The sequence below is a fragment of the Aeromonas sp. FDAARGOS 1411 genome (assembly GCF_019047125.1).
In the GTDB taxonomy this organism is placed as follows: domain Bacteria; phylum Pseudomonadota; class Gammaproteobacteria; order Enterobacterales; family Aeromonadaceae; genus Aeromonas; species Aeromonas veronii.
The window spans coordinates 588,756-605,228 of sequence record NZ_CP077214.1 but is presented as its reverse complement, the minus strand read 5'-3'; the positions used below and the strand labels follow the sequence as shown (position 1 = coordinate 605,228).

At 60.5% G+C, this 16,473-nt stretch carries 13 protein-coding genes; 5 read left to right on the top strand and 8 right to left on the bottom strand.

The features are described from left to right. Window positions 1-50: 50 nt before the first annotated feature. Together I6L41_RS02700 and dnaQ are read right to left on the bottom strand one after the other, a co-directional pair. Complete coding sequence (locus I6L41_RS02700) at window positions 51-1,316, bottom strand: TIGR03503 family protein (RefSeq protein ID WP_216963798.1); 1,266 nt, start codon at window positions 1,314-1,316, stop codon at window positions 51-53. After that, complete coding sequence (gene dnaQ, locus I6L41_RS02695) at window positions 1,313-2,047, bottom strand: DNA polymerase III subunit epsilon (RefSeq protein ID WP_064336501.1); 735 nt, start codon at window positions 2,045-2,047, stop codon at window positions 1,313-1,315. The genes I6L41_RS02700 and dnaQ overlap by 4 nt, the downstream gene beginning before the upstream one ends. Window positions 2,048-2,126: 79 nt before the next feature. Between dnaQ and rnhA the strand changes: the two genes are divergently transcribed. After that, window positions 2,127-2,591 (top strand): ribonuclease HI, encoded by a 465-nt coding sequence (gene rnhA, locus I6L41_RS02690; RefSeq protein ID WP_005353268.1) that lies wholly within the window; start codon window positions 2,127-2,129, stop codon window positions 2,589-2,591. Here rnhA and I6L41_RS02685 read toward each other — a convergent pair. Beyond that, window positions 2,579-3,301: a methyltransferase domain-containing protein gene (locus I6L41_RS02685; RefSeq protein WP_216961837.1), complete on the bottom strand. Its 723-nt coding sequence runs from the start codon at window positions 3,299-3,301 to the stop codon at window positions 2,579-2,581. The two genes, rnhA and I6L41_RS02685, sit on opposite strands and share 13 nt — an antisense overlap. A 72-nt stretch (window positions 3,302-3,373) precedes the next feature. On the opposite strand from I6L41_RS02685, the gene gloB reads away from it, so the two are divergent. After that, window positions 3,374-4,138, top strand: coding sequence for a hydroxyacylglutathione hydrolase (gloB, locus tag I6L41_RS02680; protein WP_111899478.1), 765 nt, complete (start codon window positions 3,374-3,376; stop codon window positions 4,136-4,138). 70 nt (window positions 4,139-4,208) lie between these two features. Next, window positions 4,209-5,762 carry a LysM peptidoglycan-binding domain-containing protein gene (locus I6L41_RS02675; protein ID WP_216961834.1) on the top strand — a complete coding sequence of 518 codons (1,554 nt, stop codon included), beginning with the start codon at window positions 4,209-4,211 and terminating at the stop codon, window positions 5,760-5,762. A gap of 160 nt (window positions 5,763-5,922) precedes the next feature. On the opposite strand, the gene astE is transcribed toward I6L41_RS02675, so the two are convergent. Then, window positions 5,923-6,948: a succinylglutamate desuccinylase gene (astE, locus tag I6L41_RS02670; RefSeq protein WP_216961832.1), complete on the bottom strand. Its 1,026-nt coding sequence runs from the start codon at window positions 6,946-6,948 to the stop codon at window positions 5,923-5,925. 294 nt (window positions 6,949-7,242) lie between these two features. Then, window positions 7,243-7,452 carry a DUF1127 domain-containing protein gene (locus I6L41_RS02665; protein WP_158112369.1) on the bottom strand — a complete coding sequence of 70 codons (210 nt, stop codon included), beginning with the start codon at window positions 7,450-7,452 and terminating at the stop codon, window positions 7,243-7,245. Window positions 7,453-7,977: 525 nt separating this feature from the next. Between I6L41_RS02665 and I6L41_RS02660 the strand changes: the two genes are divergently transcribed. Then, window positions 7,978-8,871: a DNA replication terminus site-binding protein gene (locus I6L41_RS02660; RefSeq protein ID WP_139493951.1), complete on the top strand. Its 894-nt coding sequence runs from the start codon at window positions 7,978-7,980 to the stop codon at window positions 8,869-8,871. 155 nt (window positions 8,872-9,026) lie between these two features. Here I6L41_RS02660 and I6L41_RS02655 read toward each other — a convergent pair whose 3' ends face one another. The 3 genes from I6L41_RS02655 to I6L41_RS02645 all read right to left on the bottom strand — a co-directional run bounded on the left by I6L41_RS02655 (window position 9,027) and on the right by I6L41_RS02645 (window position 15,146). After that, complete coding sequence (locus I6L41_RS02655) at window positions 9,027-12,902, bottom strand: DEAD/DEAH box helicase (protein ID WP_216961829.1); 3,876 nt, start codon at window positions 12,900-12,902, stop codon at window positions 9,027-9,029. Between the two features lie 433 nt (window positions 12,903-13,335). Further along, window positions 13,336-14,421 carry an ATP-binding protein gene (locus I6L41_RS02650; protein ID WP_216961825.1) on the bottom strand — a complete coding sequence of 362 codons (1,086 nt, stop codon included), beginning with the start codon at window positions 14,419-14,421 and terminating at the stop codon, window positions 13,336-13,338. After that, window positions 14,418-15,146 (bottom strand): response regulator, encoded by a 729-nt coding sequence (locus I6L41_RS02645; RefSeq protein WP_216961821.1) that lies wholly within the window; start codon window positions 15,144-15,146, stop codon window positions 14,418-14,420. The genes I6L41_RS02650 and I6L41_RS02645 overlap by 4 nt, the downstream gene beginning before the upstream one ends. Window positions 15,147-15,303: 157 nt before the next feature. Here I6L41_RS02645 and I6L41_RS02640 point away from each other — a divergent pair, with 157 nt between their 5' ends. After that, entirely contained in the window at window positions 15,304-16,461 is a 1,158-nt protein-coding gene (locus tag I6L41_RS02640; RefSeq protein WP_216961818.1) for an efflux RND transporter periplasmic adaptor subunit, read from the top strand. Window positions 16,462-16,473 lie beyond the last annotated feature (12 nt).

The following is a 16,473-nucleotide window of genomic DNA, read 5'->3' as shown; positions in this document are numbered from 1 at the left end:
CGGTTTTCTATATCTGGCATCACGTCACTTCAGAGCGAGAAGTACGAGAGTTACTGCTCTGGCAGATTGAGATCCAGCTTGGCAGCAGGTTGTCCAGCTTGCTGATTCTCGGCCTGTGCAGCGGCCAGAGCACGCTTCAGGGCACGCCGTTTTTGTATCACCACAAACCCGACCCCACCCAATACCGCCAGCAGCACACCACCACCCGCCAATGCCCAGATCAGCCAGCCCATTTCCTCCTCTGCCGGAGCTTCATGGGTCGCCTCGGCACTGGAGGCCGGTGCGGCGGCCGACACCACCTCTACAGGAGGCGGCGGTGGCGGGAATACATTGAAGGTTTTCACCGGCAACTCGATTTTCAGCTCACGGCCGAGGCGAGTGGTGCCATAGAGGGTTGCTTTCACCTCATGCTGACCGACCTCCTTGATGTTGGAGAGATCGATATCAAGCTTGGGATCGCTGGCGATCTCGCTGAACTCGTAGAGGCCGCCCACATTGCTGGTCACACTCCCCTTGACCACCACGGAAGTAGGATCCAGCTCATCACGGTCGATTAGCAGTGAGAGCTTGGCACCCAGCTCATCCGAAGGCGGCGACAAGTTATAGCTGAACGGATAGGGGTAAAGCAGCACATCTTGATAACGGGCACGGACAAACACCTGATTGCCCGTGCTGAACATGGCGCGGTACTTGCCACCGGGAATATCCTGCAGCGTCACTTCCGCCGTCATGATGCCATCGCCTGGCACCTCATCTAGCCCCTTGCCATCATCGCGATAGTGGCCAAGCACTTGATCCAGCACGATCTCTTTCTTATCGGCATCGCTGAACGATTGCAGCTTGACGGTCATGCCAAGGTCAGAGAGATAGTATTTATCTTTCGGCGGCTGACCATTGATCAGCAACCACGCCTTGAGCTTGACCACCTCCCCCTGATAGAGCTGCATCGGCAGGGCGGCGATATCGAGCCGGATATCGGAGAGAATGCGCACCCGGTTGTCGGGATCTACCTCGCCAATCGCCTGCCAGGGGCCCGGCATGGGATTGCGCAGGGTAATGAGATCATGCTCCGGCAACGCCAGCCAACCCACATCTGCGGGTTTGACCTTGCCCACGTAAAGCTTGCTTCCATCGGGGCGAACCAGGATCACGGACGGGGTGCCCGGCTTGCGCTTGATGATGAAGGTTATCTCCTTAACCCCATAATCGATGCGAAAGCGGTTATCCAGCAGCGGAATATCGGAAGGGGCAAATACCTCGGTCGCCGTCGCCCCCAGCGAGAGCAACAGCAGCAGACCGGCACACCACTTGCTCATTGCCGCCACAGACAACTTCCTCCTTTCTTCTGTACCAGGTCCAGTCTCGCCTCGTGCAGGGCCTGAACCTCGGTGCTGGCACGCACCACCTTGAGGGCGGGTCGGTTGCTCTCCAACCGGCGAATACTGGTGTCCTGATTGCTTTCGTTTTCGTTGCTTTCGGTGGCCAGATTGAGTTTGGTCTGGCCGCCGGTCATCAGCAGGTAGACGTCCGCCAGGATCTCCGCATCTAGCAAAGCCCCGTGCAGGGTACGGTGGGAGTTGTCGATGCCGTAACGATCGCACAGCACATCCAGGTTGTTGCGCTTGCCGGGGAAGAGATCCCGCGCCATCGCCAGGGTATCTGTGATGGTGCAGATATCCGCCGTCTTGAAGTTGAGTCCGAGCTTGCTGAACTCGTAGTCCATGAAGCTCACGTCAAACGGCGCGTTGTGGGCAATCAGTTCGGCGCCGCGGATGAACTCGAGGAATTCGTCGGCAATCTGGCTGAACGACGGTTTGTCACGCAGAAACTCGTCGGTGATACCGTGCACCTGGATCGCTTCCGGGTCGACCAGACGATCAGGCTTGATATAGACGTGATAGTGGTTACCGGTCAGCTTGCGGTTGATCACCTCCACACAGCCGATTTCGATAATGCGGTGCCCCAGATAGACAGGGCCACCCGCCGTATTCATACCTGTGGTTTCAGTATCCAGAATGATCTGGCGATTCAGTTGGGGTGTGTTCATGATCCAATCTATGTCAAACTTCGGCTTTACTTACTCGCTAGTTTACCCCAAGCCTCATGTTAAAACAGATTGATTGCTCATGTTAAAACAGATTGATGTCTATACCGACGGCTCCTGCCTCGGCAATCCGGGTCCGGGTGGTTACGGGGCCGTGATGGTCTACGGCAAGCACCGCAAAGAGATTTCTGCCGGATTCAAGTTGACCACCAATAACCGGATGGAGCTGATGGCTGCCATCATGGGGCTGCGCACCCTCAACGAACCGTGCAAGGTGCGCCTCACCACCGACAGCCAGTATGTGCGCCAGGGGATCACCCAGTGGATCATCGGCTGGAAGAAGAAAGGGTGGATGACCGCCAACCGGCAACCGGTCAAGAACGTCGATCTCTGGAAGGAGCTGGATGCGGAAGTGGGTCGCCACCAGATTGAGTGGCTCTGGGTGAAGGGTCACTCCGGCCACCCGGAGAACGAACGGTGCGACGAACTGGCCAGAGAGGCCGCCTGCGGCAAGGATCTGGCCGAGGATACCGGCTACCAGCCCTGACGGGCCATTCCCGGTGTAGTGAGGGACTTTGGCAGTTGCCAGCGCCGCCGCACCGGGATCAGTGGAAAGCGCCTTTTACGGGCCGCAATCACGTATACCGATGCAAATGCCCTGCAATAATCCCGCCCGATACTCTCCCGCCACCAACTGTGCCAGCTCTGTTTACCCATAAACGAGTAACCGAAACGCTCGTCGAACATCACCTCGCATCCCAGCAGATGCAGCCAGTCCGTCACCCGCCCCGGGGTAAACATCCGTGCCGACCAAGGCATTCTGCGCCGCAAGAACGGCACACAATGACCGATCCCGACCAGACTCATGGGGTTATAGCCACTGATGATCAGCCAGCCATCGTCGGTCAATACTCTTTCGGCTTCGCGCAACACTTGGTGGGGATCGGCGGAGAAATCGAGGCAGTGAGCCAGCAGGCAGGCATCGACGCTGCCGGTCCGCACCGGCAGATCGAGGGGATCGCCATACATGTCGAGCAGCCGTCCGCCGGGGGCGACCCCGATCTGATGACGAATGGAGGAGCGCTTGCAGGAGAGTTCAGCGCTCAGGGCGCCAATTTTCAGCAGATGATACCCAAACAGATTGGGGCACCAGTTGTCGAGCCGATCCTGGATCTCGGCCGCCACCCAGTCCCCCATAGGCAATGCAGACCAGCTGGTCGGGATCTCGATTTGTTGTTCGGTACGTGCCACCTGCATAATAGGGCTCAACTCGGGGTTTCGAACGCCATCCTGTTATATAAGATACCCTCCCTAAAGAGAAGCAGACTCATGTATCCAGTGATCACAGTTCCAGCCTTTAATGACAACTACATCTGGTTGATCCGCCACGAAAATCACTGCCTGGTGGTCGATCCGGGCGATGCCGCCCCCGTGCTGGAACGGCTCGAGGCATTGGGGCTGGTGCTCGATGCCATCCTGCTGACCCATCACCATCACGACCATGTCGGGGGCGTCACCGACCTGCTTGCCCACTTCCCCCACGCCCGGCTCTATGGCCCCAAACTTGACCCGATGCCGGATCACCACGGTCAGTGGCTGGAAGATGGCGATCAGATCAACTGGCACGGCCTCGCCCTCGAGGTGATCCATGTGCCCGGGCACACTCGCGGCCACATCGCCTACCACGGCAACGGCATGCTCTTTTGTGGCGATACCCTCTTCTCGGCCGGTTGTGGCCGCCTGTTTGAAGGGACGCCGGAGCAGATGTACCACTCGCTGCAACGACTCGCCGCCCTGCCCGATGAGACACTCATTTATTGTGCCCACGAGTACACCCTCTCCAACCTGCGTTTTGCCCATGCGGTCGAGCCGGACAACCCGGCGATCCGCCGCCAGATCGGGCTGATCAGCAAACTGCGGCAACAGGGGCTGCCAAGCCTGCCAACCCGGCTGGGTGACGAACGCACTTTCAACATTTTTCTGCGCTGCGAACAGGATTCAGTGAAATTTTCTGCTGAAAAACATGGGCTAAAATGCGTGGAAAATCCGGTAGATACCTTCACCATCCTGCGTCAGTGGAAGGACGTTTTTTGAACAAACCTTGATCAGGGGGCCATTGCCCCTTATGATGCGAGCTGTTTTTCCTAAAAACGACCGGAACGAGATGAAGGTACGAACGGCCTTATTGGCAGCGCTGTTGCTCAGCGGCTGCCAAAACCTGAGCCATCAGGATGACCGGGCGCTAACGGCAATCGAGCCGATCAAGTCCCCCCAGGTCAAGAAAAAAGCGCATAAAAAACACTCTTCCCATTTCCTGTTTGGCGATGAACAGCTGGACGAAATGGAAGATACGGACAATCTGTGGGTGCGTATCAGCGATGATATGCAACTGGAAACTCCGGACAACCCGCGCATCCGCCAGCAACGTGAGTGGCTGTTGCGCAATGATAAGCATCTGGCGACCATTGCCAGCCGGGCTGAACCCTACCTCTATCTGATGGTAGAGGAGATTGAACGGCGTGAGCTGCCAATGGAGCTTATTACTGTCCCGATGATCGAGAGCATGTTTGATCCTCATGCCCGATCCCGCAGTAATGCCGTCGGACTCTGGCAGTTTGTGCCAGCGACAGGCAGAAACTTCGGTCTGCGCCACGACAACTGGTATGACGGACGGCGCGACGTGCTGGCTTCCACCAATGCGGCGCTCGACTATCTGGAGTACCTGAACCGCTTCTTTGACGGTGACTGGCTGCAAACGCTGGCCGCCTACAATGCCGGTGAAGGACGGGTGCGCAACGCCATCCAGCGTAACCAGCGCGCAGGCAAACCGACCGACTACTGGTCGCTCGATCTGCCCCGGGAAACCCGGATGTATGTGCCCAAGATCCTCGCCATGGCTGACATGATCAGCAATGCGGACAAGTACAATATCCAGTTGCCGGTGCTCGCCAACGAGCCGAAGCTGCGAGTGGTGGAGACCGGCAGCCAGATCGATCTGAACGTGGCCGCCCAACTGGCAGGTCTGCGCACCTCACAGCTCAAGGAGGTCAATCCGGCCCTGAGCCGTGGTGTGATGTCGCCCCGTGGCCCTTACCGCCTGCTGGTACCGGTAGAATATGCCGATACCCTGGAGCTGGCACTGGCCGATCTGCCCAAGAGCGAGCGTATTCGTACCCGCTCCTATCAGGTCACCAGTGGCGATACCCTGTCGCGCATCGCCCAGAATCATGGCGTCAGCGTGAACGAGCTGAAGCTGGCCAACAATCTGCGCAGCAACAACCTGCGTCGCGGTCAGCAACTGGTGATCCCGAACCACGGTCAGGTCAGCAGCAAGGCCAGCTCCGCCAGCAAACCGCAGCAGCTGGCAAGCCGTGGTAGCAGCCAGAAGGCCAAAGTCAGTTACAAGGTGCGCTCGGGTGACAACCTGTGGAGCATCAGCCAGGCACACGGTGTCTCCCACGAAGAGCTCGCCAAGTGGAACGGTCTGAATGCCAAGTCGGCGCTCAAGCCAGGCATGAAGCTGGTGGTCTATCCCAAGCAAGGGAAGAAGAGCGACAAATCGATGGTGTATCAGGTTCGCCGTGGCGACTCCATCTCCTCCATCGCAGCTCGCTTCCAGGTGGCCATCAATGATGTGATGCGCTGGAACCAGCTGGATAAAGGGGATTACCTCAAGCCCGGTCAGGAGCTGACCCTGTTTGTGAAGAACAACAGCTAAGCCTCACCGCTTGAACCCGATAAAAAACGGGGCCAGTCATCTGACTGGCCCCGTTTTTTATTACTGCGGCTAACCGCTACTGTGTCTGAGCCACCAACTAAAACAATGGCTTGGCGCCGCCTGCGGATGCATCACCGCTCTGCAGGCAAAACTATCACCGCTATTCCCAGAGCCTTGTCGGCACTACCATCAGCACTGTGCGCTGACCGATCGCCACGTTGGCATTGGGGAAGACCACCGCCTCACGCGGCTTCTCGACGATGTAGCGCAGCTCGCCATCCTCGGCCAGCACGAACCCTTGGGGAAATTCGGTAAAGTTGTCCACATCGCTGGCAAACAGGAAGCGAAACTGCTCCGATTTTTTGGTGATCACCCGATCGATGGCAAACACGGTGAAATCGTCCGCCCGCCACGGCTCCAGCGCCACCTCATCCTGAGTGACCAGCTCCTGCAGCGCTTGGCGGGTTTCGATAAAGCGGGTCATATCGTTCTCGCCAAATGGCCGCACCTTGCCCAGCTCCACCGTGAAGGCATGGGCGCCATGCTGGCGGGAGCTATAGTAGCTGAAGGTCGTGGTCGGGCTGGCAGAGAGCAGTATGGTGCGCACCCCGCAGGCACCGAGGAACTGCACCTGCTCGCGGCAGTGAGGCCGCTCGTGGGGGAAGGGGTAGACGGCAAACTTCTCGTGGCGCGAGCCGCGAATGGCGGTATGCAGATCGTAGTGGTAACGGGGACGAGCCGGCTCGGCAAAGAAGCGGCTCACATACTGCTCGAGGCGCATGGCGCGGATCCGCTCCCGATTACAGAGCCCCTCTCCCTTGCTGTGGGCACCGGAGAAGAGCCGGTTCATGTTCTCCTCCACCTCCCGCAGCCCCAGATTCATCGCCGCCGGATTGCCAAACAGGAACAGCACCCGATGGCGGGCGCTCAGCTCGCCTGAGAGCAGACGACTCAGCAGCTGGTTGCAGATCTCGATGGGAGCGGTCTCGTTGCCGTGGATGCCGCAGGAGAGGACGATATCCTTGCGTCCTCCCGGCTGGCCGCCCGCTCCGCTGGCAGGCTCCAGACAGAGCACGCCCGTATCCCAGACGCTGACCCGCGCACCATCGGGCAGGGCAAATTCAAAGGGCTCAAGCTGCCACTCATGGCTGCGGGTCAAGGCCAAAAAATCGTGCTGGGGAATCATCCGTCTCACCCTCTCGCTCTGGAATACTATGGCCGGATTATACGCAAGGCATCGTGGCTTAAAATCATTTTTTAAACAAATTCAAACATTAACGATACAAGTGTGATAACAATCGAACGATGACAGCAATGACAGTAGCGATGTGGAATAAAGAGGAGAGGAAAAAGGATCAACAAATAACAGGGGGAAAACGGGGGGAGATAAAACAGACAATAACAGACCTGGCAGTTGGTCCCCACAGGGGCAGAACAGCAAACGACTCAGCAGAAAAACAAGGCATCCATGCCCGGTAGATCAACCACGCCAGAACGGCTTGGTGGTCTCTTGATAACGGTCAGCTTCGTTTAGGCCGATGTCTTTGAGCAGGTACTCGGGCAGCTCGGAGAGCTGGCGACGGCTGCGGCTGCGTTCCAGCCAGGTCAGAACGGTCATTTTAACGCGAGCAACCAGATTCAATTGGCTGGAATGCTGGTAACCGGTTTCGGTATAAGCCATGTTGGCCATGATGTGGCTCCTCTGAATATTTGTTTACGCACTGGGCTTTATTTGATGCGCAAAGCTTAGTCAGGGAGCAGGGCCGACTCAATTGACGAATTTTGATACGTTACATTAGTAAATCTAATGTCTAAAAACGGCAGGGTTTAATTTTAACGCTTTGATTTTAAACAAATAATTATTTTGACGGTTGGCCAGCAGAGTCGCACAGCATATTGTGCTGCATGGCACCCATATATATATGCATTTTACTGCTTTACATATGCAGGGATGGACAAGGTGTGAACAGCTGGCAACAGCGGAGTTACACGTGAATGTTAATTTAATGATCTTGTGGAGATCTTTATTTAACACCCTGAAACATAAATAAAACCATCACCACATCCCCATTCAGAGGCGCACATTGCCCCCTCCTCAAAGTGCCTCTTGGCACTCCAACCGCATGCTGGTATGTTTATTTATACAGTAGTTTTGCTACCCGCAGCGATGTCATACCTGATGTCGTCAACAGCGGGTCAGACCACAGGATCATCGATGGATACCTTTACCCCGACCGCCGCCCTGCGTCAACAGATGGCCGCCATTGAAGCCTCTCTCAACCAGCTGGCCGATCTGCTTGGCCAACTCGAGCTGCAGGAGGCTCATGTCTATCCTCTCCCTCCGGTTGCGCAGGGGGAAGAGCACGACCCGATCGAGCAAATTGAGGTGGGCTATCTCAACGGTGAAGCCGCGCTAGCGGCCACCCTCGCAGCCTATCGGGATCACAGCGCCCGCCCCGGCTGCTCCACCAAGGCGACTCATCGGCTGCCCGGCTGGTTGCGCTTTCCTGCCGCCGCAGCCCCCTTGCTGCAACCGCTGATCGACCAAATCAACCAGCACAAGCTCGATTTCAAGGGGCTGGTGCAGCAGGCGGGGGGACGGGACGAAAAGTTCGAGCTGGTACATACCGCTCTGCCCGGGGTGATCACCTTGCAGGTCTACCGCAAACTGACCCTGCTGGCGGGAGAGCTGCAATCCCTCGGCTTTACCTGGGCTGACAAGCAGACAATCAATCGCCTAAGTCGCGAGCAGGTGCTTGAGATGCTGGAGCGCAGCCGCCGCTATATACCGGCCCTCTCCAACAACGAGGAGTGGAGCAAGATGGTGGATCAGGAGGTGTACGACATTCGCCGTCTGCCCGCCGATGCCGAGCTGCGGATCCGCCGCCCGGTCAAGACTCACCCGATGATCAACCTGCTCTGGCTGGAGCGCACCCCGCGCAAGCAGCAGATCAAGGCGAGCCTGCCTCTGCTGCTCTGCTCGGATACCCCGCCTGCGGTCACCCATCTGGGCAACTATCCCCCCAAGAGCCGACAGGCGCGGCGAGACCGCAAGATTGGCGGCGAGCCTATCATCGAGCGGCTGCACCTCTATCTCTATCAGGGGTGACTTGATCAGGGATAGCTGGTTCATGGATAACTGCGCCGCCTTGCCGCGATAAACGAGTACCCCATATCTGCGTCCCAAACGAGAAAGGGGAGAACATCTCTGGATGTTCTCCCCTTTTCTGTATCGATAGACGGTATGTAAGGCGGCGTCGCCAATCAGCCCATCAGCAGGGCCCGCAGGCTCTCCACATCCAGCCCGCGCACCTCGGACTGGCCGCTCAGCAGGCCATCGGCCAGCGCCCGCTTCTCGTCGTGCAGGGCGACAATCTTCTCCTCCACAGTCTGCTCGCACACCAGCCGGTACACGGTCACCGGCTGGGTCTGGCCCATGCGGTGCGCCCGATCGCTCGCCTGATCTTCCACCGCCGGGTTCCACCAGGGATCGAGGTGCAGCACGGTATCGGCCTGGGTGAGGTTGAGGCCGGTCCCCCCTGCCTTGAGGCTGATGAGGAACAGCGGCACCTCCTCGTGACGAAAACGCAGGATGGAGTCCTGACGGGACTTGGCGGAGCAGCCCCCATCCAGATAGCAGTAATCCCAGGATTTCTGCTCGATGCGGGCCCGCAACAGACTCAGCAGATCGACAAACTGGCTGAACACCAGCACCCGATGACCGCCGTCGATCGCCTCCTCCAACAATGCCATCGCCTCGTCCAGCTTGCTGCTGGTCTGCGACCACTCGGGCATCACCAGCTCCGGTGAGCAGCAGAGGCGGCGCAGCCGGGTCAGGCCACTCAGCACATGCATCAAGGCGCGGCCATCGGCGCTTTGCACCTGCTGCACCACTTCCCGCCGGGTCGCCTCGTAGAGCTGGCGCTCCTCAGGGGAGAGGCTGATGTGGTGGATGATCTCGGTCTTATCCGGCAGCTCGGTCAGCACCTGCTGCTTGAGACGGCGCAGGATAAAGGGGCTGATCACCGCCCGCAGCAAGGCCATGTGCTGGGGATCCTTGACCGCCTTGCCAAAGCGACGCTTGAACTCGCCAAGGCTACCGAGCAGCCCCGGGTTGATAAAGGTGAAGAGGCTCCACAGCTCCCCCAGATGGTTCTCGATGGGGGTGCCGGAGAGGGCGAGGCGGAAATCGCCGTCGAGCTGGAACAGCAGCTTGGCGCGCTGGGTACCGGCGTTTTTGATCTGCTGCGCCTCATCGAGCACCATGGAGGACCAGCGGCGCGCCTTGAGCGCCTCCGCCAGGCTGCCGAGCATGCCGTAGTTGATGAGGATCACCTGACCGGCCTTGGCCTCGCGAATGATCCCCTCCCGCTCGGCCGGGTTCTCGAACACCACCACATCCAGTTCGGGGGCGAAGCGGGTCACCTCCTCCTGCCAGTTGGTGACCACTGACTTGGGCACCACCACCAGCGCAGGGCCAAGGTGCTGGCGCATGCGCAACACAATCAGCGCCTGCAGCGTCTTGCCCAGACCCATGTCATCGGCCAGACAGGCACCAAAACCGTGATGGGCCAGGGTCGCCATCCAGCGCACCCCCTCTTTCTGATAGTCCCGCAGGGAGGTAAGCAGCTCGCCCGGGCAATCGACTTCCTGCTGCCACTCCTGCTGCAGGGATTGCCACGCCGCATCCCCTTCGGTGGTAATGACCGAGAGCAGGCGAGTGAGCGGATAGGCCAGCTTGTTGTTGATCCGCTGCTCTTCATCGAGCATGGCCCCCAGCATGGTGAGCCGTTCCACCAGCTTGTCGCTCAGCATCAGGCTGGTCTTCTCATCGAGCTGAACGGTGCGCTGCCCCGGGGTCATCTGGCGCAAAATAAGGCGCAGGTCGAGGATCTGGTGCTCATCAAGCGCCAGTGCCCCTTCGACCTGGAACCAGTCCTGGCGTCGCTCGATGCGCAGGCTCAGGGCCGCTTCATCAAGGCTCTTGAGGCGGGCGCTGTCCTGATGCCAGTGAATGACCACGCCGGCATCCACCAGCTCGGGCAGGGCATTGACCAGCGCCAGCGCCTGTTCCCCCTGCAGCAGCCACTCGCTGCCGGGCAGGCCGATAGGCAATTGATTGCGCAGCAACTGGGCCTGCCCCTTCTCGGCCGCCAGATCCCGCTGCCAGTAGTGGTACGCCTTGATCCCCTGCCGAACGATAGATTCACCCTTGCCAAGGGGCTGGGGCGGCAGATCGTCAAAGCGGGTGACCAGCTTGACCGACAGCTGACCATCCTGCCAATCCAGTTGCACCGAAGGAATGCCCGGCCAGGGAGCCAGTTCGGCGTTGCCGCTAAGCCCCGCAACCTGACTGTGCCAGGGCAGCTCGGGAATGGCGTCCAGGGTGCGTTGCAGCTCGGCCAGCCCCTCGGCGGGCAGCAGCGGGATGGATTCGAGCGCTGGCAAGCGGTCGAGCAGCGGCTGCGGGGTGAGGATCAGCTGCCACAGGTCCTGCGCCAGCGGCATGATATGGGCCCCGCGGGCGGCCGCATCGGGGCAGAGCTGCGCGCTCATCCCCTGTTCGGTAGCCACCACCTGCAGCAGGGGGGCACTGATGGCCAGTTGCAGCTTCTGCCCCTTGGCGTTGAACAAGCGGGGGTGATCGGCCAGCGGCGCCCAGACATCCCGCGGCAGTCGTCCCATCACCCGTGGCAGGGTGCGAACCAGTGCCCAGTCATGCTCGTCGAGCATGGCGGCATACTGGGTGGAGAGCAAGGCCGGATCGACCCGGCGACCGGCGGTCCACTCCCCCTTGGTGCTCAGCTTCTGGATCTTGCACTCCAGCTCGGGACCCTCGGCATGGAGCAGCCACACCAGCCGCTCCTGCGGCTTGCGCACGCCACTGGAGCGTCCCAGCCCCTGCAACCAGTTGAGCCAGCTGGCAGAGGCCGCGGTTTTATCCTCGTCCCCGTCATCATCCTGCTCGTCACTGCCCTCTTGCGCACTCTCCTCACTGCCGCGCAGTTGGCACAGGGGCGCCCCTGTGGCCGCCTCGCCCAGCAGCAGGCGCAGCAGATCCTGACAAAACGCCATCAACCGGTGATGGGGCTCGGCATCGAGCAGGTGGGAGAGATCCCACTTGTGCAGCATGGCCACCTGCGGGCTCTGGGCGCCGTGACGGGCCAGCGCGCAGAGATCGAGCCAAAGGTAGCCCCAGTGCAGCTCCTCTACCGGCAGTTGCAGGGTATCGAACAGCCCGACCGCCTGACCGTGCCGCTCCCCGGCCCACTGACTGAGCAGGTCGGCCAGCAGCGGAAACTGCCCGCCGAGGCTGCGCTGCCACTTCTTGCGCTGCTCGCTGGCGATAACGGGGTCAGCCTGTTGCAACCAGCCAAGCCAGAGCAGGGCGCTGAATGAACGGGGCCACTGGCCCGCTTCACCCTCATCGGTTACCTGCCACTGGCCCAGCGCGGTGAGCAGTCGCTCGCCAAGCGGGCCGCTCTGGCTCTGTTGGGCCAGCGCCTGCAGGGCTGGCCAGCCGGGGGCGGCATCCTGGTCCTCGCCGGATGGCGATGTGCTCTCGCCATCCCCGCAGAGCCAGCGCCACTCCGCCTCGAACGCTTTGGCCCGAGCCTGCACCTCGGGGGCGCAGCGCACCAGCGCATTGGCCAGCGGCCAGCGCTCTTCATAGGGGGCATCGAGCAAGAGTTGCAGCGAGAAGTGCTCCAGCAACATTTGCTGCCAGGCGGGGCTGGAGCCCGCCAGCAACTGGTGAGCGTCCGGGGTATCGAGCAGGGTCAGCAGATCGCTGGCCGAGAAATAGGTGGGGATCTCCCCCGCCTTGCCGCGGCAGAGCTCGCGCACCACCGCATGGGTAAGATCCTGCCCGGTCAATGAGGGCACCCGGCTCCAGTCCGGTGCCGGGCAGAGACCGGCACGCACCCCCAGGATCAGCGCCAGCGTACCCTCGGCAGTCAGGCTCCACTGCTGCTCCCCGCGCAATCTGACCAGCCCCGCATCCTGCAATCGGGTCAGTTTATCGATCAGTGCATGGCCTATCGCCAGTTGTTCTTGCAGCAAACGGGTACTGGCAACGCGCTGCAATTGCAGGGTGGCGAGCAGGGCATAACTATCCGAAGAGAGGGTGGACGCAGACATCAAGACTCACGGGCAAGTGCAAAAGCGGAATTTTAACGGTAAAGCGCCAGCGGCTCGACCCTTTACCGTGAAATAACTCAAAAAAAAACGGCCATCCATGATGACCGTCGAAAGTAACGAAGGAAATAGCCGGATCATCCGGTTACCTCCCACAGCGGGAAAATCGGGAGCGCTAGCCCCTAATTCGTGGAGCCAATGCTAGAGGTTGGCGCCCGAAAAAGCTTTGAAGCGGATCACAGTTGAAAAGGATTTCTGAAAACGGTTTCAATTTTTAGCGGCAAAAAACCATGATTTCGCGCCAAATGAGCCATGTCCCAACCCCTCCTGCTCACCCGGCACAAGCGGTAGAAAACCCTATGACGGTCGCTTGTCAAACGCCCCTGTGCGGGCAGCGGGCAGCTGTATAGCTTCACCATAACCCGCCGCCCGCAGGCTAGGTTTCAGGGCAACCGGACATGGCCGAGATGGGCCAGGAGAGCATGAATCGGCTCCCTCCTCGCCCGGTAGCTTGGCAAACCGCACTGCCGCCGTGGGCCTCTGCAATCGCCTTGACCACGGCGAGTCCGAGTCCGCTGCCGCCGCTCTTGCGAGAGCGTGACGGATCTCCGCGACGAAACGCATCGAAGATACAGGCGGCGATCTCCTCGCTGATGCCTGGCCCCTCATCTTCCACACTCAGGACGCACGCACTCTCCGAGCGATACAGCCGCACGGTCAGCAGGCCCGGCAGCGCGTGCTTCTGGGCATTTTCCAACAGCGCCATCAGAGCCTGACGGATACGAAACAGATCGCAGCAAACATGAAGTTCGCTATCGAGCTCCCGCTGCAACACAAATCCGCTCGCCGCCAGAGGGCTGGCAAATGCCTCAAGCACCACGGCAAGCTCGTCGGCCAGCCTGACCTCGGTCCGCTGCAACTCCAGATGGCCGCTGTCGTTGAGGCTCAATACCCGCAAATCCTCGATCAGGTGATTGAGCCCCTCCACCTGACGCAGCAACCCCTCGAAGAGTTCGCTGCTGGGAGGAAATACCCCTTCGGCCAGCCCCTGCAAACGGCCGCGCAAAATGGTCACCGGAGTGCGCAACTCGTGGGCGATGGCAGCATTCCAGAACTCCCGCTCACGGGTCATGCTCTGCAGCCGCTCGGCCATGGTATTGAAGTCGCGCACCAGCTGCGCCGTCTCCCCGATCGCCTGCTCATCCTCCGGCACACGGGCATCGAGTTTGCCCTCGGCCACCTCGCGCAGGCTGGTTGCCACCGAGTTGAGGGGAGTCAGGATGCGGCGAGATAGGCGCACCGCCACGTACAGCGCCATCCCCAATGCAATGAGAATGGTGGAGCCGATCCATAACATCTCGACTCTGGAGGGCACCCAGGTCTCGGAGATGCTGCCCGGCACAAACGCCACGGCGATGCCATAAAACACATAGGTGCCGATCACCGCGAGGGAGATGATACCAAGCGTCATCAAGCCCAGAGAGCGGATGATCTGCCTGCGAAGGCCGGGCGCCGATTTCATGCATCGCCCCCGAAGCGATAGCCAACGCCCCAGACACTGGCGGGGACCCCCTGAATGCCGTGTGTCTCCAGTTTTTTGCGCAACTTGCTGATGTGGCTATCCACCGTACGCTCCTGGGTATCCCCCTCCGGCAAGCAGTGAGTCAGCAGTTCGGCGCGGCTGAACGCCCGTTTCGGCGCCCGCATCAAAGAGGCGAGCAACTTGAACTCGGTCAGTGTCAGCTCCAGCACCTGCTGCTGGTCAGCGCGGAAAATGCTGGCCTCGTGGCTCTCCAGATCGATCTGAAACTGGCCGACCCGCAGCACGTTCGCCGTGGCTGGCTTTACGGCCCGGGTGCGCCTGAGCACGGCCTGCACTCGCGCCACCACTTCGGCCGGATTGAAGGGTTTGACCACATAGTCATCCGCCCCCATGCGCAGCCCCATCAGCTTGTCGAGATCCTGATCGAGGGCAGTCAACATGATCACCGGCGTGTCGCCACGCGCCCGGATCTCGCTGAGCACCTGCCAGCCATCCAGTTGCGGCATCTGCACATCCAGCAGCAGGAGATCGGGTTTGAATGCCTGATGCATGGCCAGCGCTTCACGGCCATCGGCGGCGTGCAGGGAGCGCAAGCCATGACGTTGCAGGTAAGCGGCGAGGATGTCGGCGATCTCGGCTTCATCCTCTGCAATCAGTACCAGTGACTGGCCCGCCGGGCTGGCGGAAGCATTGAGATGGGACATAGTCGGACTCGAAAAAAGGTGGCGTTGAACTTTATCATCGCCTCCATGGATTCTCCACAAAGCCTCGAATCATTCGCAATAGCCCCTCGCCATAATGGCCGCTCGATGCACTCTCCGGTCACATCACACCGGAGAGACGGTTTAACGAGGTGAGTGGATGATGTTTGTCAAACAGCGGTATGCGGGCGCCCTGCTCGCCGTCATTGCCGCATTCGGGTTGGCGGGTTGCGATGTCGCGCAGCAAGAGCAGGAAGCACCCGCCCCTCCTCAGGTGTCGGTGCTGACACTGACTGGTCGGGAGCTGGTCATCAGCGAGGATCTGCCCGCCCGGGTGGCGGCACTGCGCAGCGCCGACATTCGCGCCCAGATCAGCGGCATCGTGCAGCGCCGCCTGTTCGAGCAGGGCGCCGAGATCAGCGCAGGCACAGTGCTGTTCCAGATAAACCCGGCACCCTTCAAGGCCGATGTCGACAGCGCCGCCGCAGCATTGCAACGGGCCGAGGCCGTGCTGGCCCGCGCCCGCATCCAGATTGAGCGCCTGAAGCCGTTGCTGCGCACCGACGCCATCAGCCGCCAGACCTATGACGATGCGATCTCCCAGCGGGATCAGGCGGATGCCGATGTAGCCCAGGCCAGGGCGACTCTGGCCCGGCACCAGCTGAACCTGCAATTTGCCAGCGTGGAGGCCCCCATCGCCGGGCGCATCGATCAGGCGCTGGTGAGTGAAGGGGCCCTGGTGTCGCCCACCGATGCCACACCCATGGCCAGGATCCAGCAGATTGATCAGGTCTACGTTGATGTGCGCCAACCGGCCTCGGTGCTGGAATCCCTGCGCCAGCAGGCTGGCTCAACGGCACCGGAACTGGCGGTGGAGATCCTCGGCAGCAATGGCACGCCGCTGGGGATGCAGGGGCGCATCCTCTTCTCCGGCATCGAGGTCGATGCCGGGACCGGCGACGTGCTGCTGCGGGTGCTGGTGGATAACCCTGAGCGGCGCCTGTTGCCCGGCCTCTATGTGCAGGCGCGCATCCCCCGTGCCCGCTATGCCAACGCCCTGACCGTGCCCCAGCAAGCGGTAGTTCGCACCTCGGGTCAGACCAGCGTGTGGGTGGTGGATGGCCAGGGGCAGGCACAGCTGGTTCCGGTCAACACCGCTGAACTGGTGAATAGCCAGTACCGCATCGCGTCCGGGCTCAGTGCCGGGCAACAGGTGGTGATCGAAGGGATCGACCGTCTGACCCCGGGGGTTCAGGTCATTGCCTCCCCCTGGCAAGCACCCGCTGTCAGCCAACCGGCTGACGGTGGCATTCGCTGAATCGGAGAGTTA

What these genes read in the sequence shown, in the direction of transcription:
- I6L41_RS02660 (WP_139493951.1), top strand. Translation starts at nt 7,978, where the DNA reads ATGGATACCTTTACCCCGACCGCCGCCCTGCGTCAACAGATGGCCGCC.
- I6L41_RS02675 (WP_216961834.1), top strand. Translation starts at nt 4,209, where the DNA reads ATGAAGGTACGAACGGCCTTATTGGCAGCGCTGTTGCTCAGCGGCTGC.
- I6L41_RS02655 (WP_216961829.1), bottom strand. Translation starts at nt 12,902, where the DNA reads ATGTCTGCGTCCACCCTCTCTTCGGATAGTTATGCCCTGCTCGCCACC.
- I6L41_RS02685 (WP_216961837.1), bottom strand. Translation starts at nt 3,301, where the DNA reads ATGCAGGTGGCACGTACCGAACAACAAATCGAGATCCCGACCAGCTGG.
- I6L41_RS02700 (WP_216963798.1), bottom strand. Translation starts at nt 1,316, where the DNA reads ATGAGCAAGTGGTGTGCCGGTCTGCTGCTGTTGCTCTCGCTGGGGGCG.
- I6L41_RS02665 (WP_158112369.1), bottom strand. Translation starts at nt 7,452, where the DNA reads ATGGCCAACATGGCTTATACCGAAACCGGTTACCAGCATTCCAGCCAA.
- I6L41_RS02650 (WP_216961825.1), bottom strand. Translation starts at nt 14,421, where the DNA reads ATGAAATCGGCGCCCGGCCTTCGCAGGCAGATCATCCGCTCTCTGGGC.
- astE (WP_216961832.1), bottom strand. Translation starts at nt 6,948, where the DNA reads ATGATTCCCCAGCACGATTTTTTGGCCTTGACCCGCAGCCATGAGTGG.
- I6L41_RS02640 (WP_216961818.1), top strand. Translation starts at nt 15,304, where the DNA reads ATGATGTTTGTCAAACAGCGGTATGCGGGCGCCCTGCTCGCCGTCATT.
- gloB (WP_111899478.1), top strand. Translation starts at nt 3,374, where the DNA reads ATGTATCCAGTGATCACAGTTCCAGCCTTTAATGACAACTACATCTGG.
- I6L41_RS02645 (WP_216961821.1), bottom strand. Translation starts at nt 15,146, where the DNA reads ATGTCCCATCTCAATGCTTCCGCCAGCCCGGCGGGCCAGTCACTGGTA.
- dnaQ (WP_064336501.1), bottom strand. Translation starts at nt 2,047, where the DNA reads ATGAACACACCCCAACTGAATCGCCAGATCATTCTGGATACTGAAACC.
- rnhA (WP_005353268.1), top strand. Translation starts at nt 2,127, where the DNA reads ATGTTAAAACAGATTGATGTCTATACCGACGGCTCCTGCCTCGGCAAT.